The organism is Burkholderia sp. AU19243, from assembly GCF_018148075.1.
Lineage (GTDB): Bacteria > Pseudomonadota > Gammaproteobacteria > Burkholderiales > Burkholderiaceae > Burkholderia > Burkholderia latens_A.
Genome location: NZ_JAGSTV010000003.1, coordinates 288,274 through 309,840, shown reverse-complemented (window position 1 = coordinate 309,840; position 21,567 = coordinate 288,274). Strand labels below are relative to the sequence as shown.

Genomic DNA, 21,567 nt, shown 5'->3' with positions numbered 1-21,567 from the left:
AAGTGCACGGCGAGCGGCCCGGCGTTCGGCCGGGCCTTGGGCGTCGGTTAATGCAGCACGACGGGCATCATCATCAGACTGTCGAATTGCCCGAGGAATTCGTCCACTTCGTCGAGCGACGGCTCATCCTCGATCAACTGCTTCACGTGCGCGCGGAATCGCTCGGCGAGCTCGCCGTCGATGAAGATTTCGCGCTGCGCGTTCTTGTCGACGATTTCATATCCGCCGGCATTCATCAGATGGTGGCCGGCCTGCGGCGCAAATTCGACGACGCAGTAATTGGGGCTGTTGTAGATCATTTGCATGGCGGCACTCCTCTTCGCAGTGGCATCTGGCCTTGTTGTCCCGTAGGTGGGGCGGGCCGTGCCGGTTTCAAGGGGCTTGCGCTGCACACCCCGTTCTCCCGTTTGCGTGGGGTGTATCGGTTAGAAGCCGATGTCTATCAAACGTTCCTATTGTGATCCGGTGCACTGAAATAGTTGTTAAAGAGTGTCATCGGCCGTTTCCGCCCGTTCTTTAATCGGTCGAAATTGCCGATTCGTCGATTTCACCGTGCGGCGGACGCCGGCGCGGGCACTTCCACTGCCGGCTGCTGCACGGGTTGCGCGGGCGCGGCGGCCGGCGCCGGCGCCGCCGCAGGCGACGATGCTGCGGCGGGCGCATACGCCGTTCCTCCTGACGGCGCGGCATCGGCAGGTGCGCGCGGCGGCGCGAGCGGGCCGTGCCACAGCAGCTCGATTTGCGCGCCGTTCGGCTCCGATTGTACGAGCCTCGCGGGCAGCCAGCCGAGCGACGGCGCGAGCCACATGTCGATGCGCCGCGTGTCGCCTTCGCGGCGCGGCAGCCGCATGAAGTGACGCGCGCGCACGATGCCTGCTTGCGTCTGCACGTCCTCGTCGCCGATCACCGTGATCGGCCAGGTCTCGCCGTTGTTGTTGTCGATCACGAAGAACTGCTGCGTGACGCCCGGCTTGTACGCGGACGGATTGCCGCGCACGAGCCCCGACAACTGCATCAGCATGCTGAAGCGGTCTTGCACGCCGTCGGGCAGCGGCGCGTTGTTCGGCGTGCGCGTGAACACGACCTGCCGAATCTCGCGATTGAAGATCGCGATGTCCTCGGGCCGCTTGCCGCGCTTTTCCACGTAACGGTCGGGCGCGACGCCGAATGCATCGATGCGGCCTTCGCTGCGGTACGCGAACGGACCCACGAACGGCACGGGCATCGACACCGACAGATCGTACGCGTGACCGTCGGTGCGCCAGTGGATCGTGCCGATCATGTTCTGCATCCCGTTGTAGAACGTGTCGTACTGCAGATCGCCGGACGGCGGCGCCGCGAACTTCACGCCGTTCGTCGCGGGGCCGGGGGGCGCGGCGCTACCGGCGCCGGCCGCGGATGCCGCCGGCGTGTCCGACGCGCCGGCCGTGGCGCTTGCAGCGGACGCGCCGGACGCGGCCGGCGGCGGTTCGCCGTGCTCGGCCGTCTGCGTCGACGTGAGCACGGGCTCCTGCGCGGGCGCGGGCTTCGGTGCGGCGCGAGCCGGCTTCGCGGGCGCGGGCTCGGCAGGACGGTCGGCCGGCTTCGGGGCGGGTTGGCGCTCGATCGGCCGCGGCTTCAGCAGCTCGATCTGCACCGGGATCTCGGCGGGCGCGGGCGGCGTGAACGCATCGTGATTGCGCGTCAGCCACAACGCTGCGAGCGCGTGCAGCACGAGCACGACGACGACCGCGATGCCCGCGCGCAGCCAGTGGCGGGGCAGGTCGTGACGAGGGCGGGTGTCGGCAGGCGGCATCGGCGAAACGGGACAGGGTTGGGGCTGGTCGTGGCGCGGCGCGGGCAATGCGTCACAGCAATCGGACCGCCGGACGCGCCGCGCGTTCGCAGTGCATCGCACGGATGCGCCGCGACTGCGGCACGCGCGGGGCGCGGAGATGACGCGCGCCGCGGGTCATGCGGATCACGCGTCGCGCGCGTCCGGACTATAGCCGAGTTCGTAAGACAGTTTCTGCGCGCATGCCCGCAGCGCGGTATCCATCTCGCCGCCCCACGCGATGTCGAACATGCCTTCCTGGCCGAGCGCGACGATCGCGAGCGCGAGTTCGCCGACCGAATCGAACACCGGCATGCAGAACGCGTGGATCGTCGGCAGCAGCATCCCCTCGACGCGCGCGGCCTGATGCGCGCGCACGTCGGCGAGCACCGCCTCCACTTCATCGAGCGTGCGCGGGCCGCCGTGATGCGGCGAGCGGCGCGTGTCGGCGAGCTCGCGCTCGAGCATCGCGGCGGTCTTGCTGCGCGGCAGGTAGGCGGCGAACAGCAGGCCGGTCGCGGAGCCGAGCAGTGGCATGACGTCGCCGAGCTTCAGCGACGCCTTCGCGGGATGGCTCGATTCCATCCAGTGCACGATCGTCGGCCCCTGATTGCCCCACACCGCGATGCCGACGGTCTGGTCGACGCGGTCGCGCAACTCGGTCAGCGCGATCCGCGCGAGCTTTACGCCGTCGACGCGCGCGAGCCGCGCGAGCCCCATCTGCAGCGCGAAGCCGCCGAGCTCGTAGCGGCCCGACACCGGATCCTGCGACACCACGCCGAGCCGCAGGAAACTGACCAGATAGCGGTGCGCCTTCGCCGGGCTCATGCCCGCACGCTGCGCGAGGTCGCGCAGCATCATCGCGCGCGGTTCGCTCGTCAGCACGTCGAGCAGGCGAAAGCCGACCTCGATCGACTGGATGCCGGAGCGGACCTTCTCGCCGCCTTCGCCGTGCTCGCCGGAGCCGGCGTCGTCGGTATCGGAATCGGCGAGATCGTCGTCGGGAAGCGGGCTGGCGGGCATGGGCAACGGGGCGCGACTGGGCGGCAAGGTCGGGACGGAAGCGGCATGCGCGATCGTGGCGCGCCGCACGGATTCACCATCGTAAAATAGATTCCCTCCATCGTCACTACAACGGCAGATACCCCATGAAACTTGCATCGCTGAAGGACGGCACGCGCGACGGCCAGCTGATCGTCGTGTCGCGCGACCTGCACACCGCGGCAATCGCCGACGCGATCGCGCCGACGCTGCAGCGCGTCCTCGACGACTGGGCGTTCTACGCGCCGCAACTGCGCGACCTGTACGAAGCGCTGAACCACGGACGCGCACGCAACGCATTCGCGTTCGATCCGGCGAACTGCATGGCGCCGCTGCCGCGCGCGTTCCAGTGGGCCGACGGCTCCGCATACGTGAACCACGTCGAGCTCGTGCGCCGTGCGCGCGGTGCGGAGATGCCGCCGGAGTTCTGGACCGATCCGCTGATGTATCAGGGCGGCGGCGACGATTTCCTCGGTGCGCGCGACGACATCGTGTGCCCGTCCGAGGAGTGGGGCATCGACTTCGAGGCCGAGGTCGCGGTGATCACCGGCGACGTGCCGATGAGCGCATCGCCCGACGACGCGCTGAAATCGGTGCGGCTCATCACGCTTGCGAACGACGTGTCGCTGCGCAATCTGATTCCGGCGGAACTCGCGAAGGGCTTCGGCTTCTTCCAGAGCAAGCCGGCGACCGCGTTCGCGCCGGTGGCGGTGACGCCCGACGAGCTCGACGAAGCGTGGCGCGAAGGCCGCGTGCACCGGCCGATGATCGTCCACTGGAACGGCAAGAAAGTCGGGCAGCCCGATGCGGGCACCGACATGGTGTTCCACTTCGGCCAGTTGATCGCGCACGCGGCGAAGACGCGCAACCTGCGTGCCGGCTCGATCGTGGGCTCGGGCACCGTGTCGAACAAGGACGCGAAGCGCGGCTACTGCTGCATCGCCGAGAAGCGTTGCCTCGAGACGATCGAGCACGGTGCGCCGCAGACCGAATTCATGCGCTACGGCGACACCGTGCGCATCGAGATGTTCGACGCGGCCGGCAAGTCGATCTTCGGTGCGATCGAGCAGGCGGTCGCGCCGCCGGACGGCGCGGCCTGACGGTGGCGCGATTGCGCGCGACGCCGGGGCGCGGCGCGCACGCTGGGTTTCGCCCGATGTTTGCTCGCGCGGGCTTCGCTACACTCGATTCAAGCGTTTCAAACGTTCAACGCGTTTCCCGAACCCGGAGCTGAGCATGGCCGATCTCGCCGCATACAGCGGTTACGAAGCATTGAAGGTGACACGCCGCGAGCATGGCGTGCTCGACATCGTGATGAGCGGCGAGGGCGCGAACCGCAGCGGCCTCGCCACCGCGAACGAGCGCATGCATCGTGAGCTCGCCGACATCTGGCGCGACGTCGATCGCGATCCCGACACGCGCGTCGCGGTGATCCGCGGCGAGGGCAAGGGTTTCTCGGCGGGGGGCGATCTCGCGCTCGTCGAGTCGATGGCGAACGACTTCGACGTGCGCGCCCGCGTATGGCGGGAAGCGCGCGACCTCGTCTACAACGTGATCAACTGCAGCAAGCCGATCGTGTCCGCGATGCACGGGCCGGCCGTCGGCGCGGGGCTCGTCGCCGGGTTGCTCGCCGACATCTCGATCGCCGCGAAGGACGCCCGCATCATCGATGGCCATACGCGGCTCGGCGTCGCGGCCGGCGATCATGCGGCGATCGTCTGGCCACTGTTGTGCGGAATGGCGAAGGCGAAGTACTACCTGCTGCTGTGCGAACCCGTGAGCGGCGACGAGGCCGAGCGGATCGGCCTCGTGTCGCTCGCGGTGGAGCCGGCCGAGCTGCTGCCGAAGGCGTACGAGGTCGCGCAGCGGCTCGCGCACGGATCGCAGACGGCGGTCCGCTGGACCAAGTACGCGCTGAACAACTGGCTGCGCAGCGCGGGGCCGACGTTCGATGCGTCGCTCGCGCTCGAATTCATGGGCTTCTCGGGGCCCGACGTGCAGGAAGGCATTCGTTCGCTGCGCGAGCGGCGCGCACCGGACTTCCCCGGCGGCGCACCGTTCTGACGACGCGCTATCATCGAATCAAAGGCGGCTGCACGCGCGGCGTCGGCCGCTTCGCCCACCCAGTCAACCCAGGACGCCCGTATGACGACCGATGCCTCCGGCTCCAACCCTTTCGCCGGCTTTGCCGGTTTCAAGCCTGCCGACATGCTCGACCGGATGTGGGACATGATGCGGATGTCGCCGTTCGGCGGAATGGCGTCGTTTCCGGGCGCTGCGTCGGGGCTGCCGCCGTCGCTGTCGACCATGTCCGACATGATGGCGCCGCTCACGAGCGTCGAGGAGCTCGACAAGCGGATCACCGATCTGCGTGCGGTCGAGCAATGGCTGAAGCTCAACCTCGGCATGCTGCAGTCCGCGATCCAGGCGCTCGAGGTCCAGCGTGCGACGCTGGCGACGTTGCGCGCATTCGGCGCGTTCGCGCAAAGCTCGATGTCGGCAGCGGAAGAAGCGGCGGTCGCTGCCGCGCAAGCCGCTTCGGCACCGCCCGCCGATACGCAGCCGGCGCCGGATGCTGCGGCAGCCGGCGCGCCAGCCGATGCGCCGCCAGCCCCCGACGCCGCGCAGCAAGCGTTCGATCCGTCGGGCTGGTGGAACCTGCTGCAGGCGCAGTTCAACCAGCTCGCGAGCCTCGCGATGGCGCAGCCGGGCATGCAGCCCGGGGCGCCGGCCGATGCGCCGCCCGAGCAACCCGCGTCGTCTACCCGCAAAGACGCGCCCGCACCGGCCGCCGCCGCGCCCCGCAAGCCGGCCGCGAAGCGCGCGAAGCCGGCCGGCTCGGCCGCCGCGCGCGCAGCCGCCGCTTCGTCGCCGGAAACCCGGCCGCCGAAGCGCTCGACGTGACGCGAACCGGTTAGCAGGTCGATCATGCGGCTCGCGCTCGTTCTGATGGGGGGCGGCGCACGCGCCGCCTACCAGGTCGGCGTGCTGAAGGCGCTGGCCGAGATCTCGCGCGAGGCCGATCCGCATCGGCATACGGTGCCGTTTACGGTCGTGTGCGGATCGTCGGCCGGCGCGATCAATGCGACGTCGATCGCAAGCCATGCGGACGATTTCTCGCACGGCGTGCGGCGCCTGCTCGAATTCTGGGAGCCGCTGCGCGCCGACTACGTGTATCGCACCGACTGGCTCGGCATCGCGGCGGCGGGCGCGCGCTGGCTCGCTACGATGACCTTCGGCTGGGCGGCACGCCGTTCGCCGCGCGGGCTGCTCGACAACGCGCCGCTCGCGCACCTGCTGCAGCGCGAGTTGAGTTTTCACCGGATCGAGCAGATGCTCGAAGCCCGGCTGCTGCATGCGCTGTCTGTCACCGCGCTCAGCTATTCGAGCGGCCGGCACCTGACCTTCTATCAGGCGGCCGAGCCGATCCAGGCCTGGCGGCGCGCGCAGCGCACCGCGCGGCTCGTCGACCTGTCGGCGTCGCACCTGCTTGCGTCGTCGGCCATTCCGTTCGTGTTCCCTGCCGTGCCGCTGGTGCTCGACGGGCAGATCGAGTATTTCGGCGACGGCTCGATCCGGCAGGTCGCGCCGTTGTCGCCGGCGATCCACTTCGGCGCGGACCGGATCGTCGTGATCGGCGCGGCCGATCCGCGGCCGGAGATCCCCGCCGCGAACGGCTCGGGGCGGGCACGCGGCTACCCGTCGCTCGCGCAGATCGGCCAGCAGGTGCTCGCAAGCGTGTTTCTCGACTCGATCGGCTCGGACATCGAACGGATCGAGCACATCAACCGGATGATCGAGCATCTGCCGCACCAGATCGAAGTGGATAGCGGCTGGCGGCACGTGGACGTGCTCGCGATCGCGCCGTCCGAGCGCATCGAGCTGATCGCCGCGAAGCACCTGAAGCAGATGCCGGCGACGATGCGCGGGCTGCTCGGCGCGGTGGGCGGCAGCCAGCCCGCCGGCGCGTCGTTCGCGAGCTATCTGCTGTTCGAGGAGGCGTTCACGCGCGAGCTGATCGAGCTCGGCTACCGCGACGGTCGCGCGCAGCGCGACACGCTCGCCGACTGGATCGCACGGGCCGACGGCAGCAGCGCGCCGGCGGCCGGCACGCCGCCGGAAGGCGGGCTGGCGGCGGGGGAAATGCGGGTCTGATCGCCCTTGGGACGCCAGAATGTGCGGCAGCTTACATATCGGTTGCATTTTCGCGACGCGTCCCGCGACCGATCGCCGCACCGCAGATGGCGGCGCGGGACCGGGCCGCCGTCTCGGAACCGTCATGCACGCGTGCTATCATGGCCGCCGCCGTATACACCATATCGAGCAGTCCGCCGGGCAAGCCGCGGCGCGGAATTCCTCCAGGAGCCGCGTGGCGCCGGGGCGGGCTCGCCACCGAGCCGGCTTGCGCCGGCCCCCCACATCAGGCACGCGCGGTCGGTTCCGTTCGGCGGAGCGGGGCTGCGGCGTGCAACACGGCGGCGGCGCGGCCGCCCGGCTGCCGGACGCGGAATCTGCGTCCGGGGGCCGGATTCACGCGTAAAATTAGAGTCTTGGCTGCAAAAAAGCGCGCTCGCGCGCCCACGCGGCAACAGTCACGTTTAGAGAAGTCGCATTGCGCAGAACAGGGGTGGGACCATCATGAACACCATGCTTTATCCGGAACTTTACAGGTCGCTCGAAGCCGTCCGCTGGGACATGGAGAAGGACATTCCGTGGGACAAGTTCGACGCTTCGCTGCTCACCGACGAGCAGGCGAAGACGATCAAGATGAACGCAATCACCGAGTGGTCGGCGCTGCCCGCGACGGAAATGTTTCTGCGCGACAACCAGCACGACAGCGATTTTTCCGCGTTCATGAGCGTATGGTTCTTCGAGGAGCAGAAGCATTCGCTCGTGCTGATGGAATACCTGCGCCGCTTCCGGCCGGAAATGGTGCCGACCGAAGAGGAGCTGCACGCAGTGCGCTTCGAGTTCGATCCGGCGCCGCCGCTCGAGACGCTGATGCTGCACTTCTGCGGCGAAATCCGCCTGAATCACTGGTATCGCTGCGCGGCCGACTGGCACACCGAGCCGGTCATCAAGCACATCTACGAAACGATCTCGCGCGATGAAGCGCGCCATGGCGGCGCGTACCTGCGCTACATGAAGAAGGCGCTGAACAACTGCGGCGACGTCGCACGCGCGGCGTTCGCGAAGATCGGCGTGCTGATGGCGTCGGCGCGCCGCACCGAGAAGCCGTTGCACCCGACCAACCTGCACGTGAACCAGGCGCTGTTCCCGCGCGACACCGTGCAGTCGCGGCTGCCCGATCCGGAATGGCTCGAGCGCTGGCTCGACGAACAGATCCGCTTCGACGGCGAATGGGAAAAGAAGGTCGTCGAACGGATCCTGCACAACCTGTCGATCCTGTTCGAGCGTACGTTCGCGACCGCGCAGGAGCTGAACCGCTATCGCAAGGAAGTCACCAGCCGCCTGCAGTCCGAAAGCGGTCCGTCGTCGGCCGCGCAACCGGCCTGACGCGCGCAGCGCGGCGCAGCCGGCGCGACATGACGCCGGCCGCGGCCCCGCCGCCGCGTAACCGAAGCACGAAGCCCGCCCGATCGTCCGGCGGGCTTTTTATCTGGCGCCGCCAGTTCCAACGCGACGCGCACCGCGCGCCGCTCACGCCATCCGACATACATATGCCCGCTACCTTTGAGCGCAAGCTGATTACCCGCGACGCCCTGGTCGCCCTGCGCGCGTCGCTGCCTTCGCCGGTCGTGTTCACGAACGGCGTGTTCGACATCCTGCACCGTGGCCACGTCACGTATCTCGCCGACGCGAAGGCGCTCGGCGCATGCCTGATCGTCGGCGTGAACAGCGACGCGTCGGTGCGCATGCTCGGCAAGGGCGACGACCGCCCGATCAACCGCGAGGAAGACCGGATGGCGCTGCTCGCGGCGCTGGAAAGCGTCGACTGGGTTGTGAAGTTCGAGGAAAAGACGCCGGTGTCGCTGATCGAGGCGGTCCGTCCGGACATCCTCGTGAAGGGCGGCGACTACGATATGGACACGCTGCCGGAGTCGGCGATCGTCCGCGGCTGGGGCGGTCGTGCGCTGGCGATTCCGTTCGAGCACGACCGCTCGACCACCGCACTGCTGAAGAAGGTGCGCGGTTAGAGTGTCGTGAGATTCTGTATCGTGTCGGACATCGCCTATTGATAAGGGTTTTGGCACGGCGACGGTGCCATATGGAGCGCCAAAGTGTCATTCAATCCCCAATTTTTCCGGGTACTTTTTCGGGTAGATTTGGGGGTGTTTCGGCATGGCAGAGTGCCTGCTTCGCGATGTTCAGTGCCGCGCGGCCAAGCCGCGCGAGCGCGTTTATCGACTCAGTGATGGTGGCGGCCTCGCGCTACTGGTCAGGCCGACCGGCCATAAGTACTGGCAATTCCGCTAGTCGAAGCCTGACGGTCGTGAGGGCTTGATCCAGATTGGCCCGTATCCCCGTGTGACCGTTGAGGCAGCGCGACCCGCTCGCAATGCGCATCGCGAGGTCGTGTGGCGGGGCGATGATCCCGCGGTCCTGCGCAAACAGGAGAAGGCGGAGCGCAAGGCGAAGATTGTTTCGGCGCTGACTTTCAAGCAATGCGCACTCGCTTATGTTGAGGCGCGTAGCGTCGAATGGAGAAGTGACAAGTATCGACAGCTCTGGGTCCGCTCGCTGGCCGCTTACGCTTATCCGGTCATCGGTGCGTTGCGTCCGGCCGATGTAACGACGGACTTGGTGTTGCGCGTGCTGGAGCCAATCTGGTTGAGCAAGAACGAGACTGCATCCCGACTGCGTGCCCGTATCGAAACCATCCTGGATTGGGCGAAGGTTCGCGGATTGCGCAGCGGCGAGAATCCGGCGCGATGGACGAGGCACCTTGAACAGCTTTTGGCATCGCCCCGCAAGGTCAAACAGGTGCAGCATTACGCGGCATTGCCGTATGCGGACATCGGCGCGTTTATGGTCGAGTTGCGCGCGGTGTCCGGTTTTTATTGTGTCCATTCTTGTTGCCATCGGAATCGCAACGCTGAAAGCTTCGGAGCTAAGTGATTGGGTCAAGCGATGCAAATTTAGCGTGGGAGAGCATTACAGTACGCTCGATGACGAGCTCAAAGCGTTCAACTCAGCAATTGGAGGTTAAGCGTGGACGAAAGATTGATGAAGAAGTGCATAGGTAAGCCGGTCCCTGAATGGGACATGGCGCATCGACTGCACATTGATCAACCTGTCGGTCCGAACGCACAAGATTTTGGAACAATATTCAAAATTAACAGCGTATACATGGACGTAATCGAGCCGTCTTTTCTAGAAAAGCAATGGTCCGCTGCGGCTATGCCGATCGGTATTGCTGGAATTTGTATTGGGCCATACTTGTATTGGCTCACGGAAATTCGGTACCCATATTCTGGAAGCGTAATGGGTGATCTCATTGCCTTGCTGATCTCATTGATTTTCGCGTTTATTGTGTGGAAATTTGGTCAAGGTTTGTTCTTTGGACTTCGTCGCCGTCCGATACGCTTTCACCGAGGTGAGCGCAAGCTGTACGCTATCCGGAAGCGTCGGCACTTCGCCAAGTCCAGCGAGGGAGACATCGTATGGGAGGTGCCATGGTCAAAGGAGTCGATTTTTTGCCTGCATCGCGAGATGTCGACCTTCGGCGAGTTGTTTCATATCCGTCATTACACGGTTAACGACCAAGGCAACGTCACGCGAGTCTTCTCGATCGGCCGCGAGTGGATGCCTGCCGCCGAGGTCGAAATGGCGCTTGCACAGTGGAACTACTGGTGCAAGTACATGAGCGACGGCCCGCACGGCTTGCCGAAGCCAATGCTGTTCCACACGGAAGACGAAACACCACGCGAATCATTCCTGTTTTCGCTGTACGGTTTTGGCATGCAGGCCCCCGTGCTCTGGCGCATCATCATGATGCCATTCATACTCGCCTTTACCGCGATGCGCATCCTAGCTAATTCGACTAGTCGCGACCCGATCTGGCCTTCCGAAATTGCGAAGATTAGCGAGGTCGATCCGAACGACCCTTATGCACAGCCGCGTTCAGGTACGCCGGTTGGATGGGGGGATACTGTGCTGGCCCAGCAGCGCGGAGACTACCCCAACGAAGCAAAAGCTAAGACCGAGGGCTGGGTCGGCGAACCGGATGGCAAACGCTTCGCGATGGCGTGGCTCGAGAACCCGGCGGTTGCTGGCTCGTACGTCGGAACGCGAGGTTGATGATGAAAGACGAGAACGGACGCGGCGTGATCCGCTTGCATGACAAGACGACCCACGGCGGCGAAGTGATCACTGCGAGCGATGATCTGACGGCGCTGGGCGTTCCGGTTGCGCTGAAAGACCACCTGACATGGTGCCCGAAGTGCGGCGGCCAGTTCAGGATCATTCCGCTAGACGGCGCGCGCAATCATCACGGTACGCCGGTCGCATTTCACGATGATCTGACGGAGTGCGGCGCACGATTGATTTCGTCCCTTGAGTAAATTGCATTGCGTACGAGGGAATCGACGGATCGGATGAAGGAAGCCGTATTGACCGGCGCATCGCCGCGCAATACCGCTTTGGTATCTGAGGTCCAGCGTCAGGCAATACGGGCCGACATTCGTCAGCGGCTCGTTACCGCGTTGGTGCGCTCGGGCGACGCAATCTCCGATCCGACGCTCGCGCGCTTGCCTGGACCGGTGCGCTATCGGGTCACAGGTGCGCTCCTCGCGTGGGACTCGTTGTGAGCCGCGACCGATCGCGTGGCGTCGCCGACGCTGACCGAAATGCTGCGCTCGCATGGCATCCTGCGTTTGACGCGCTATTTCGATCGCTTCACGCGGGATCTCGTGCCGCACGGCGCTGAAGGTCGCTCTGCGGACGCACTCGCCGGGGGCGCTCAGTACAGCGCCATGTGGCTGGCATTTGAGGTACGGAAAGGGGTGTTTTTTACGAGCCGACGCCACCGCTGCACCGCCTGCTCGATGCCGGCTATATCGCGGAAGATGTGCCGATCGGCATGCTCAAGATGCCGACCGATACGCTCTGCATTATTCCCGGACCTACTCGTTGGAGACAAGCAGGCAACATCGAGGCGATCGCGATTTTCAAGAATGAACGGTCGATCGGGTTTGCAACATGGCTTATGGCCGGCGGTCCTGATGACGGCGCGGCGATGGACTCGATTACGCTGCCGCTGGAAGACCCTGACAAGACGATCCGTGAATTGGTGGACGACTTGTTCCAGCGGCCTGCGGCTGACGGAATGCCCGATCCGCCTGACGCTCAGCGGTTCTGGCGCGACGCGTTGGACTACGCGATCAAGATGTTGCCGTACCTCAACGCACGCGATGCCCAAGTAGTCCATGACCTGAAGAAGGTGCGCGCGCAGCAGTCCTGATACGCGCGCGGCGCCGTCACGGCGCCGAGCCCGGCAGCGGCTCCGCCGTCACGCCCGGCGCGGAGATCGGCGCGCCGACCACGGGCTGGTCGGTCGCCTGCATGAGCGGCATCGCATGCAGCGCGGCCGGCTGCACTTGCCGCGACAGAATGCCCGGCTCGCGCGGGCCGGCGGCCGGCGCCGGGCCGAACACGCCGCGCACGGCCACGAATGCGAGCAGGTTCGCGAGAAAGAGAACAGCGATCAGCCAGCGCAGCATCGTCGAAACTCCTCGTCGTTTCAGTCGTTCGTTCAGTCGGGCCGGCCCGCATGGGCCGGCGTGATCGATTCAGTGCCCCGTTCGGCCGGCTGTCGGCATGGGCGCACGCGGCGGCGCCGTGTTCCACTCTCGATACCCTGACCAGGCCCGCAACGGGCTTGCGTCGACGCCGCCGGCACGATGCCGGTCGGCACTTCGTCAATCCTGCGCCGCCGCCTCCGCCGCGATAAGCGCGAGTCCCGACAGGATCAGCGCATCGTGTCGCGTATGCGGGAGCGTCAGCGCGCGTGCGACGTCGTCCGCCGCACCGCCTGCGAGCACGAGCCGCACCGGCGCCTGCCATGCGTCGGCAAGATCGCGCCACGCACGTTCGATCAGCCCCGCCTGCGCATACAGGCACCCGGCCGACAGCGAGCGCGGCGTATCGACCTGGAACGGCTCCGGGTGCGCGCCTGCGAGCAGGCCGCTCGCGATGTCGGTGGTCAGCGTCGGCAATTGCGCGGTATGCGTGCCGAGCGCGCGCATCATCAGCGCCCAGCCCGGTGCGATCAGCCCGCCGGTGAAACGGCCGTCCGCACGCAGCGCTTCCAGCGTCGTCGCCGTGCCGAACGTCGCGATCAGCAGATGCTCGCCCGGAAACGCCGCACGCGCGCCGATCAGTCCGGCCCAACGATCGCTGCCGAGTTGCTCGGGCGTCGTGTAGCCGTTCGTCACGCCGCATTGCGCGGACCGCGAGCGGATCGTCGTGCGCGGCAGGCCCGGCCAGTGCGCATCGATCAGCGCGTGGAGCCGCGCGGCGACGTCGGGGCCTGCGACGTTCGAGATCCACGCATCGCGCGGGCGCGGCAGCGCCGACCAATCGGGATCGGCACCGCCATCTCGCGTGTGGCCGAACGCGCCAGTGTCCGCGAGCGTGCGTTGCGCGTCGGCGAGCGCCCACTTGATCCGGCTGTTGCCGGCGTCGATCAGCAGATGTGCTTCGCTCATTGCGCTTCGCGCAGCGACACGTCGCCGGCCGCGATCGCCTGTACGCCGTCCGGCGTGTCGAGCAGCAGCTGGCCGGTCGCATCGATGCCCGTCGCGATGCCGCGCGCGCGTTCGACGCCCTGTTCGAGCAGCACGACCTCGCGCCCCGCATACGCGTGCAGCGCATGCCAGCGCGGCAGGAACGGCGCGAGTCCGTCGGTGCCGAATTGCGCGAGTGCGGGCGTGAGTGCGTTCAGCGCTGCGGCGAGCGTGTCGGTGAGATTGGCCGACGCGCATGCGCTCGACAGCGCGGCCGGCGGCAGCCCGCTTGCGAGCGCGGCTTCGCGGGCGCGCAGTGCGTCGACCTGCGCGGCAACGGCTTCCGCGCCGCGCACGTTGATGCCGAAGCCGATCACGACCGCGGTCGCGCTGGCGGTGGTCCATACGGTTTCGATCAAGATCCCGGCGAGTTTGCCGACGATGCGCGGCGTGCCGGCGTCGGTTACCGTCAGCAGCAGGTCGTTCGGCCATTTGAGCGCCACGCGTGCGCGGGCATCGAGCGGCAGCGTCGCGAGCCCTTCCGCAAGCGCGACGCCGATCGCAATGCTCAGGCCGCCGAGTGCATCGACTGCGCGCGGCACGATGCAGCCGACCGAGCACAGCAGCGCATTGCCGGGTTGCGCGAACCACGGGCGGCCTTGCCGGCCGCGACCGGCCGTCTGCTCGAACGCGACGCGCACGAGCGGCGCGGGCAGGGCGTTCGCCGCGCGCGGCAGCGCCTTCAGGCGCGCCGCGACGTCGGCGTTGGTCGAGCCGGTGGCGGCGACGATATCGAGCGGCCACGCGCGCGGCGCGGCATCCAGGTGCGCCTCGAGCCGGCTGCGGGCGATGTGCGCGTCGCCGGAATCGGGCGTGTCGGAGGAGGTGGGGGCGTTCATGGCGCCTATTGTAGCGACAGGGGACGTTGGCGCGTGGCGGGCGATGCGCGGGACGGGCGGGCGTACCGCGGCGGCCTGCGCACGAACTGCGCCGGCCCGCCCGCCGGCCCTACTTCAGGTCGCTCAGTGCTGCTCCAGTTGCTCGAGTGCCTTGATGTCTTCATCGCTCGTCATTTCGCAGGCGAGCAGCGTGCGGCCCTTGAGCGCCGGATCCTGGCGGGCCGACACGAGGATCAGCGCACCGCCGGGGCCGCGCGCGTTCACCCGGCGCGAATAGCCGATGGACGACGCGCCCAGCAGGTGGCCTCGCTCGCGGGTGCTCGTAGCGTTTGGCGAGCTGCTCGGCGACTTCCCCTTCCACGAGCACGCCGATGCCGGTGGCGACGAACACGACGTGCTGCGTCGTGAAGCCGTCCCGGCGGATCCGCTCGGGCAGGCGATAGACCGCGGCGCCCAGCATCGAGCTGTCGGGTTTCGGATCGGCCGCCTTCGCGGCGTTGTAGATCGCGTCCATCAGGTTCGACGTGAACGGCGGCTTGCACAGCGCGGCGTTGAAGATGTCGGGAGACGCGGACGGCGCGGCGGCCAAGACGAGCGGAACGGCGGCGACAGCGGCGACAGCGGCGGCGATGGCGGCGATGGCGGCGATGGCGGCGCGCAGGCCGGACAGGCGATGCGACATGGACCGGTCCTCTCGGGTCTTATTGTGAATGCGACGCGGCCTGTTAAGGCATTGCCACCCGCGTATCGAGCTGTATGGACCGACAGGACGGGCGGCACGACGACCTGCGCACCGCGCGTCGCGCGCCGGTGCGTGCGTTCGACGCCCGACGCGCGGGATCACCCGCGTCGCGCAGGCCGGCGTTCTGCCGCCGTGCGGTGGTGCGTGCGGTGCCGCCGTGCGATCACGGCGCAACCACCGGATGCTTCAACGCATGTGCGGTCTCGATCCACTGCGCGTGGAATTCGTCCGCGTCGGGCTTGAGTCCCAGTTCGCCGTTGCGATACGCCATCGCGAGCGTCTGCACGGCTTCCGGCAGCTCGTGCTCCGCCGCACGGCGATACAGCGCGAGCGCGCGCGCTTCGTCGCGCGGCACGCCGCTGCCGTCGCGATACGCGTTCGCGAGCATGAAGTCCGCGGCCGGGATGCCGGCGCGCGATGCGAGCGCGAACCAGTGCGCGGCCTGCGCCGGATCCGCGGCGATGCCGTAGCCGCTGCGATAGATCAGCCCGAGGTAGTACGCGGCGGCGGGGTCGCCATGTGCGGCAGCGGCACCGAGCAGCTCGCGGGCGCGTGCATAGTCCTTCGGGATGTCGCCGCTGCCGAGCAGCAGCGCCTTGCCGAGCGCGAGCTGCGCGCGCCGCGCCGCCGGCGCGTCGACGTTCGCATCGGCCTGCGCGGCGGTTTCGAGCCAGCGGCGGCCCTCGTCGCGCAGTCCCGGCTCGTGCGCATTGGCGAGCGCGATGCCGAGCGCCGCCTGCGCGTCGCCGGAGCCGCGCCGTGCGAGCGTGCGCAACCGTGCAAGCGCGTGCGGCTCGACTGCCTGCGCGACCATTGCCTGCCACTCGTCGATCTGCGCGGCGTTCGGCGCGGGTCCCGCTGCGCGCCAGCCCGTTGCCGCGGCCGCTGCGGCGATCGTCACGGCCACCGCCGCCAGCAGTGCGGCCGGCGGCAGCTTCGCGCGCAGCACGCGCCGCGCCGCGGCGCCGAAGCCGGCCTCCGCCGGCCGCATCGTCCGGATCGGTTGCATCGCGGGTCTCGTGGTCATTGCGTGAGGTCGAGCTCGTAGATCGCGAGGTTCTTGCCCGAGCCGTCGTCGGCCGCGACCTGCGTGACGCCGGTCAGGCCGGCCGTCGTCGCGTCGCCGAGCCGGTTCGGCGCGGACGTGAACCGCACGTGCGCGACCGAGCTCGCGAGCTTCGTGAAGCGCCAACTGCGCTGCGCGCCGTCGGCCGCGCGCGTGATCGCGCCGCGCTTCTTGATGAACGCGATCAGCACGTCGCGATTTGCATCGGGCGACGCGAAGATCGTCTTGCTGCCGTCGAGGCCCGGGAAGTTGCCGCCGCCGCTCGCGCGGTAGTTGTTGGTCGCAACGATGAACTGCGCGTTCGGGTCGATCGGCGCGCCCTTGTACGCGAGGTTCCTGATCCGGCTGCCGACGGGCTGCGTGACGTCGATCTCGTACGTGAGATCGGCGGACGTGAACATGTCGAAGTTGTAGCCGGGGAAGCTGCTGACGAGCGGCTGCACGGTCGCCTGGGTCGGATCGATCGTGTTGAAGCGTTTCGCGGCCGTCTCCAGCCAGTTCTTCACGTCGCTGCCGCTCACCTTCACCGCGTACACGGTGTTCGGATACAGGTACAGGTCCGCCGCGTTGTTGATCGCGAGCGCGCCCGGCGCGACGTCGGTGTAGTCGCTGCCGCCGCCGAAGCCGCTCTTGAACGGCGCGCTCACCGACAGCACCGGCAGCGACGCGTATTGCGGCAGGTTCGCCTGCACGTAAGTCTTCACGTAGTCGGCCTGCGCCTCGTTGACGATCTGGATTGCGCCCGGATCGCCGACGTCCGCGAAGTACGAGTTCATCCGGTAGTCGGTCGAGCCGATCGGCGTCTTAACGTAGTCGATCGTCGCCTGATGCTCGGCTGCGATCGCGGCGGACACCGACGGGTCGGCGGCGACGTAGCTCTTGTCCGCGTTCTGGATCGGGCGAGCCTCGACGGTCGTCAGCGACTTGTCGACGTTCCAGGTCTTGCCGTCGAACTTCAGACCGAGCTTGATCACGCCGAGATGCTTGCCCCAATAGTTGGCCATCACGGTCGGCACGCCGTTGACGGTGCCCTTGACCTTGTCGACGCCCGGCAGATTGAACTGCGGCACGGTGCTGTTCGCGTCCGGGAACACCTGGTGCGAGTGGCCGATCAGCATCGCGTCGATGCCGGGCACCTTCGACAGCCACCAGCTGCCGTTTTCCATCGTCGGCGAATACGCGGCATTGTCGAGCCCGCCGTGCGAGATCGCGACGACGAGATCGGCGCCCTTCGCGCGCATTTCGGGAACGTACTTCTCGGCCGCTTCCTTCAGCCCGGTCGTGTAGACCTTGCCGTCGAGCCAGCGTTTGTCCCAGTTCATGATCGCGGGCGGCGTGAAGCCGATGATGCCGACCTTCAACGGCGCGCTGACCGTCTTGCCGTCGGGCGTGACGGCCGTCACCGTGCGTGTGAGGATCGTGTACGGCGTGAACAGCGGCGCGTTCGTCTTCGCGCTGATCACGTTCGCGAGCACCTGCGGGAAGTTCGGGCCCGCGCACTTCTTCTGCTGCGCGGGCGCCGGCAATCCGTCGACGTCGAACGTGTTGCCGGTCACCTGCGACAGGTACGGCAGCCCGTAGTTGAACTCGTGGTTGCCGATTCCGCCGCCGTCGAACTTCGCGGCGTTCATCACCTTGTAGATCGCGAGCGTCTGGTCGCAGCCGACCGGCTTCACGAGCGCCTGGTAGTCCGCCAGCGCGGTGCCCTGAATCGTGTCGCCGTTGTCGAGCAGCAGCGTGTTCGGATACTGCGCACGCGCCTGCGCGATCAGGGTCGACACGCGCTCGAAGCCGAGCGAATTGTCGGCGGCGAGCTTGAAATAGTCATACGACAGCACGTTGGTGTGCAGGTCGGTCGTTTCGAGCAGCGCGAGCGTGGCCGTCGTGCCGGCCGGCGCCTGGGCCTGCGACGACGGCGGTGCGGTGACGTCGTCGCCGCCGCAACCGGCGAGGACGAACGCGAGGCTGGCGAGCGCGGCGGCGCCGGTCGCGCGGCGGCGGGAAAGCGGGGGGAGACGCATCGATTGTCCTGTTCAGGGTTCTGTTCTATGAGTCGCGAGGTGCGCGGCGGGATGGCGGCGCGGCTGCCGACGGCCTGATGTGCGGCGCGTGAGAGTATCGAAAGGAAAGATGACGGAAGAATGAAAGGTCGCACGCCGACGCAGGCGTCCGGCCGGGGGGATGGCGGCACCCGCTGCATCGGCGTGCCGGAAAATCGTCACGTCGCGGCGCCGGGCGGTTCGCTACAATGGCCGCTGTCATCCTTTTGCAAACAATCCGCCCTTGGACTTCGAGACTCCTCCCGGCCTGTCGGTCGACGCCGGCAGTCAGGGCCAGACGGTGCGCCTGTACGGCCAGTGGACGGCGCTCGCGCTCGCACGCAACCGCGGCGCGGTCGCCCGCCGCGTCGCGGGCATCGCGTCCGGGCGCGTGAGCGAATGGGATCTGTCCGGCATCGAACGGCTCGACCACGTCGGCGGCCAGGCGCTGTGGCGCGTGTGGGGCCGCAAGCTGCCGTCCGGCGTCGCGCTGAGCGACACGCAGCGCACGATCTTCGAGCGGATCGAACGCCTCGACAGCCAGCGCGAGGCGCCCGAGCGCGTCGTGCGGTTCGATCCCGTCACGCGGCTCGGCCAGGCAATCTTCGCATTCGGCGAACATCTGCAGGGCGGCATCGCGATGTTCGGCCGCGTGATTCTCGACGCGCTGTCGGTGCTGCGCCGTCCGCAGACGATGCCGTGGAAGGAAACCTCGGCGAACATCTACAGCGCCGGCACGCAGGCGCTGCCGATCACCGCGCTGGTCGCGTTCCTGATCGGCATCGTGCTCAGCTACCTGTCCGCGCAGCAGCTGCAGATGTTCGGCGCAAATCGCTACATCGTGAACATCCTCGGGCTGTCGGTGATCCGCGAGCTCGGGCCTGTGCTGTCGGCAATCCTCGTCGCGGGCCGCTCGGGATCGGCGATCACCGCGCAGATCGGCGTGATGCGCGTGACCGAAGAACTCGACGCGATGCGCGTGATGGGCATTCCGCACGGATTGCGGCTGATCCTGCCGCGCGTACTCGCGCTCGGCGTCGCGATGCCGCTGCTCGTGATGTGGACCAACATCATCGCGCTCACGGGCGGCGCGCTCGCCGCGAAGCTGGTGCTCGGGATCGACGTCAACTATTTCGTGCGCTCGCTGCCGGGCGTCGTACCGATCGCGAACCTGTACATCGGCATCGGCAAGGGTGTCGTGTTCGGGATGCTGATCGCGCTGGTCGCGTGCCACTTCGGCTTCCGGATCAAGGCGAATTCGCAGAGCCTCGGCGAAGGCACGACGACGTCGGTCGTCACGTCGATCACGGTCGTAATCCTCGCGGATGCGGTGTTCGCGATCCTGTTCCAGAACGTGGGGCTCGGATGAGCGCATCGAACGGAACCCCCGCACACGGCGCGGCTGCGGGCCGCCCGCTGTCGGCCGCAGCCGGCGACGACCTCGTGATCGAGGTGCGCAACCTGACGAAGCGCTACGGGCGCAACATCGTTCACCAGAAGCTCGACTTCGACGTACGGCGCGGCGAAATCGTGTCGATCGTCGGCGGCTCGGGCTCCGGCAAGACGACGCTCGTGCGGCAGATCCTCGGCCTCGAGCGACCGACGTCGGGCACGATCAAGGTATTCGGCGAAGATACGTCGAAGATCGACGATGCAACCGCGCGCATGATGCGCACGCGCTCGGGGATGCTGTTCCAGCAGGGCGCGCTGTTCTCGTCGATGACGGTGTTCGACAACGTCGCGCAGCCGCTGCGCGAGCTCGGCCGCGTGCCGCCCGACCTGCTGAACGACATTGTGATGCTGAAGCTCGAGATGGTCGGGCTGCCGTGCAAGCATGCATCGAAGATGCCGGCCGCGCTGTCGGGCGGGATGGTGAAGCGGGTCGGCATCGCGCGCGCAATCGCGCTCGAGCCCGAATTGCTGTTCCTCGACGAACCCACCGCCGGCCTCGATCCGCAGGCGTCGGACGAATTCGTCGAGCTGATCGCGACGCTGCATCGCACGCTCGGGCTGACGGTCGTGATGGTCACGCACGATCTCGACACGATGGTCGCGCTGTCGACGCGCGTCGCGGTGCTGGCCGACCGCAAGGTGCTGGTCGCTGCGCCGGTCGAAGAGGCCGCGAACGTCGACCACCCGTTCATCCACGAATATTTCCTGGGGCTGCGCGGGCGCCGCGCGCTGCAGGCGCTGCCGCCGGAGCGGCGCGCAAAGCTGCCGAAGGCGGCCCTCGAACCGGCGCTGTCGAGCGTCGAGTTGTAAGCCTCGCAAGAAGCAAGGAACCCGCGAATGGAAAACAAATCACATGCGTTCTGGGCCGGCCTGTTCACGATCGCGCTGACGCTGGCGATCGCGGGCACCGTGTTCTGGTTCAACGTCGATCGCACGGTGCGCGTGCCGTACGACCTGCTCGCGCGCACCAACGTCACCGGCCTGTTTCCCGATGCGGCGGTGCGCTTTCGCGGTCTCGACGTCGGCAAAGTGCAGTCGATCGGCTTCGACCGCACGCATCCGGGCCAGATCCGGATCCGGATTCTCGTCGACCACGACGCGCCGATCACGCAATCGACGTACGGCAGCCTCGGATTCCAGGGCGTGACGGGGATCGCGTTCGTGCAGCTCGAGGATACCGGCCGCGACCTGGCGCCGCTGCCGTCGTCGCCGCGGGCGATCGCGCAGATTCCGATGCGCCCGAGCCTGTTCGATCAGATCCAGGAGCGGGGCGACGTGCTGCTGCGGCAGCTCGAGCAGGCGGCTAAGAGCGCGAACGCGCTGATGTCGCCGGACATGCGCGAGCAGCTGCGTGCGACGGCCGAAAGCCTGCAGCACGCGGCCGACGGCGCGGCGACGCTGTCGAAGCAGCTCGCGCCGGCGGTGGCGGCGCTGCCGGAGACGATGCACCAGGTCGATCGAGCAATGGCGTCGGCGAACACGCTGCTGCAGCCGAACGGGCCGCTGGTGGCGAACCTGAACAAGGCGGGCGCCGCAGCGGAGCAGGTCGGCGTCGCGCTGAACGATCTGAACGCGCGGGTCCAGTACGACACGCTGCCGCGTTTCAACTCGCTGGCGGCCGACGTCGGCGATGCGTCGCGGCAATTGAAGGACGTCGCCGGTGAACTCGGGCGCAACCCGCGGAGTCTGTTGTTCGGTTCGCCCGGTTCCGCGCCAGGCCCCGGCGAAGCAGGCTTCGTGTGGCCGGGCGCCGGTGCGGCGGCCGGTCGTTGACGCGGCTCGCCCGCGAACCGGCCGCGCGGCCCGCGACGTGTGCGGGCCGTCACG

The 21,567-nt window shown here is 67.6% G+C and carries 24 protein-coding genes; 15 read left to right on the top strand and 9 right to left on the bottom strand.

Going from position 1 to position 21,567, the window contains the following annotated elements; all coding sequences use genetic code 11:
- Window positions 1–47 precede the first annotated feature (47 nt).
- The 3 genes from KDW55_RS07660 to KDW55_RS07650 all read right to left on the bottom strand — a co-directional run bounded on the left by KDW55_RS07660 (window position 48) and on the right by KDW55_RS07650 (window position 2,836).
- Window positions 48–305 (bottom strand): DUF3567 domain-containing protein, encoded by a 258-nt coding sequence (locus KDW55_RS07660; RefSeq protein WP_006477667.1) that lies wholly within the window; start codon window positions 303–305, stop codon window positions 48–50.
- A gap of 242 nt (window positions 306–547) precedes the next feature.
- Complete coding sequence (locus KDW55_RS07655; RefSeq protein WP_212160822.1) at window positions 548–1,795, bottom strand: DUF3108 domain-containing protein; 1,248 nt, start codon at window positions 1,793–1,795, stop codon at window positions 548–550.
- 165 nt (window positions 1,796–1,960) lie between these two features.
- Entirely contained in the window at window positions 1,961–2,836 is an 876-nt protein-coding gene (locus KDW55_RS07650) for an IclR family transcriptional regulator (RefSeq protein WP_059544669.1), read from the bottom strand.
- Between the two features lie 125 nt (window positions 2,837–2,961).
- Between KDW55_RS07650 and KDW55_RS07645 the strand changes: the two genes are divergently transcribed.
- From KDW55_RS07645 to KDW55_RS29355, 12 genes are all read left to right on the top strand, one after another.
- Window positions 2,962–3,954, top strand: coding sequence for a fumarylacetoacetate hydrolase family protein (locus KDW55_RS07645; RefSeq protein WP_212160824.1), 993 nt, complete (start codon window positions 2,962–2,964; stop codon window positions 3,952–3,954).
- Window positions 3,955–4,090: 136 nt separating this feature from the next.
- The gene (locus KDW55_RS07640) at window positions 4,091–4,918 is read left to right on the top strand and encodes an enoyl-CoA hydratase/isomerase family protein (protein ID WP_209821148.1); all 828 of its coding nucleotides are present in this window, start codon (window positions 4,091–4,093) and stop codon (window positions 4,916–4,918) included.
- Window positions 4,919–4,999: 81 nt separating this feature from the next.
- Window positions 5,000–5,758, top strand: a complete 759-nt coding sequence (locus KDW55_RS07635) for a PhaM family polyhydroxyalkanoate granule multifunctional regulatory protein (protein ID WP_040142219.1) — start codon at window positions 5,000–5,002, stop codon at window positions 5,756–5,758.
- Window positions 5,759–5,782: 24 nt separating this feature from the next.
- Window positions 5,783–7,009, top strand: coding sequence for a patatin-like phospholipase family protein (locus tag KDW55_RS07630; protein WP_040142217.1), 1,227 nt, complete (start codon window positions 5,783–5,785; stop codon window positions 7,007–7,009).
- Between the two features lie 483 nt (window positions 7,010–7,492).
- Window positions 7,493–8,371: a ferritin gene (locus KDW55_RS07625; protein WP_040142215.1), complete on the top strand. Its 879-nt coding sequence runs from the start codon at window positions 7,493–7,495 to the stop codon at window positions 8,369–8,371.
- Between the two features lie 164 nt (window positions 8,372–8,535).
- Window positions 8,536–9,012 carry a D-glycero-beta-D-manno-heptose 1-phosphate adenylyltransferase gene (gene rfaE2 / locus KDW55_RS07620; protein ID WP_069241801.1) on the top strand — a complete coding sequence of 159 codons (477 nt, stop codon included), beginning with the start codon at window positions 8,536–8,538 and terminating at the stop codon, window positions 9,010–9,012.
- A 145-nt stretch (window positions 9,013–9,157) separates the two neighbouring features.
- The gene (locus KDW55_RS29735) at window positions 9,158–9,292 is read left to right on the top strand and encodes an Arm DNA-binding domain-containing protein (RefSeq protein ID WP_335622156.1); all 135 of its coding nucleotides are present in this window, start codon (window positions 9,158–9,160) and stop codon (window positions 9,290–9,292) included.
- Between the two features lie 24 nt (window positions 9,293–9,316).
- On the top strand, window positions 9,317–9,934 hold the full coding sequence (locus KDW55_RS07615; RefSeq protein ID WP_226209116.1) for a hypothetical protein: 618 nt from the start codon (window positions 9,317–9,319) through the stop codon (window positions 9,932–9,934).
- Window positions 9,935–10,027: 93 nt separating this feature from the next.
- A complete protein-coding gene (locus KDW55_RS07610) occupies window positions 10,028–11,116 on the top strand; it encodes a DUF6708 domain-containing protein (protein WP_069241800.1) in 1,089 nt (362 codons plus the stop codon).
- Between the two features lie 2 nt (window positions 11,117–11,118).
- A complete protein-coding gene (locus KDW55_RS07605) occupies window positions 11,119–11,379 on the top strand; it encodes a PAAR domain-containing protein (protein ID WP_069242002.1) in 261 nt (86 codons plus the stop codon).
- A 33-nt stretch (window positions 11,380–11,412) separates the two neighbouring features.
- The gene (locus tag KDW55_RS29360; protein ID WP_226209111.1) at window positions 11,413–11,625 is read left to right on the top strand and encodes a hypothetical protein; all 213 of its coding nucleotides are present in this window, start codon (window positions 11,413–11,415) and stop codon (window positions 11,623–11,625) included.
- 272 nt (window positions 11,626–11,897) lie between these two features.
- Window positions 11,898–12,278 carry a hypothetical protein gene (locus KDW55_RS29355; RefSeq protein ID WP_249173970.1) on the top strand — a complete coding sequence of 127 codons (381 nt, stop codon included), beginning with the start codon at window positions 11,898–11,900 and terminating at the stop codon, window positions 12,276–12,278.
- A 16-nt stretch (window positions 12,279–12,294) separates the two neighbouring features.
- On the opposite strand, the gene KDW55_RS07595 is transcribed toward KDW55_RS29355, so the two are convergent.
- The 6 genes from KDW55_RS07595 to KDW55_RS07570 form a co-directional block, all read right to left on the bottom strand.
- The gene (locus tag KDW55_RS07595) at window positions 12,295–12,537 is read right to left on the bottom strand and encodes a hypothetical protein (RefSeq protein ID WP_069241799.1); all 243 of its coding nucleotides are present in this window, start codon (window positions 12,535–12,537) and stop codon (window positions 12,295–12,297) included.
- Between the two features lie 198 nt (window positions 12,538–12,735).
- Complete coding sequence (locus KDW55_RS07590) at window positions 12,736–13,524, bottom strand: type III pantothenate kinase (protein ID WP_069241798.1); 789 nt, start codon at window positions 13,522–13,524, stop codon at window positions 12,736–12,738.
- A complete protein-coding gene (locus KDW55_RS07585; protein WP_040142207.1) occupies window positions 13,521–14,441 on the bottom strand; it encodes a biotin--[acetyl-CoA-carboxylase] ligase in 921 nt (306 codons plus the stop codon). Before KDW55_RS07585 ends, KDW55_RS07590 begins: the two co-directional genes overlap by 4 nt.
- A 160-nt stretch (window positions 14,442–14,601) precedes the next feature.
- On the bottom strand, window positions 14,602–15,123 hold the full coding sequence (locus tag KDW55_RS07580) for a hypothetical protein (RefSeq protein WP_249181315.1): 522 nt from the start codon (window positions 15,121–15,123) through the stop codon (window positions 14,602–14,604).
- Between the two features lie 223 nt (window positions 15,124–15,346).
- Complete coding sequence (locus tag KDW55_RS07575; protein ID WP_212160825.1) at window positions 15,347–16,192, bottom strand: tetratricopeptide repeat protein; 846 nt, start codon at window positions 16,190–16,192, stop codon at window positions 15,347–15,349.
- Between the two features lie 14 nt (window positions 16,193–16,206).
- Window positions 16,207–18,270 carry a bifunctional 2',3'-cyclic-nucleotide 2'-phosphodiesterase/3'-nucleotidase gene (locus KDW55_RS07570; protein WP_212160826.1) on the bottom strand — a complete coding sequence of 688 codons (2,064 nt, stop codon included), beginning with the start codon at window positions 18,268–18,270 and terminating at the stop codon, window positions 16,207–16,209.
- A 160-nt stretch (window positions 18,271–18,430) separates the two neighbouring features.
- On the opposite strand from KDW55_RS07570, the gene KDW55_RS07565 reads away from it, so the two are divergent.
- From KDW55_RS07565 to KDW55_RS07555, 3 genes are read left to right on the top strand one after another with little or no spacing between them, the layout of a single operon-like run.
- On the top strand, window positions 18,431–19,657 hold the full coding sequence (locus KDW55_RS07565) for an ABC transporter permease (protein ID WP_226209129.1): 1,227 nt from the start codon (window positions 18,431–18,433) through the stop codon (window positions 19,655–19,657).
- On the top strand, window positions 19,654–20,550 hold the full coding sequence (locus KDW55_RS07560) for an ABC transporter ATP-binding protein (protein WP_040142197.1): 897 nt from the start codon (window positions 19,654–19,656) through the stop codon (window positions 20,548–20,550). Before KDW55_RS07565 ends, KDW55_RS07560 begins: the two co-directional genes overlap by 4 nt.
- Window positions 20,551–20,577: 27 nt before the next feature.
- The gene (locus KDW55_RS07555) at window positions 20,578–21,513 is read left to right on the top strand and encodes an MlaD family protein (RefSeq protein ID WP_040142196.1); all 936 of its coding nucleotides are present in this window, start codon (window positions 20,578–20,580) and stop codon (window positions 21,511–21,513) included.
- Window positions 21,514–21,567 lie beyond the last annotated feature (54 nt).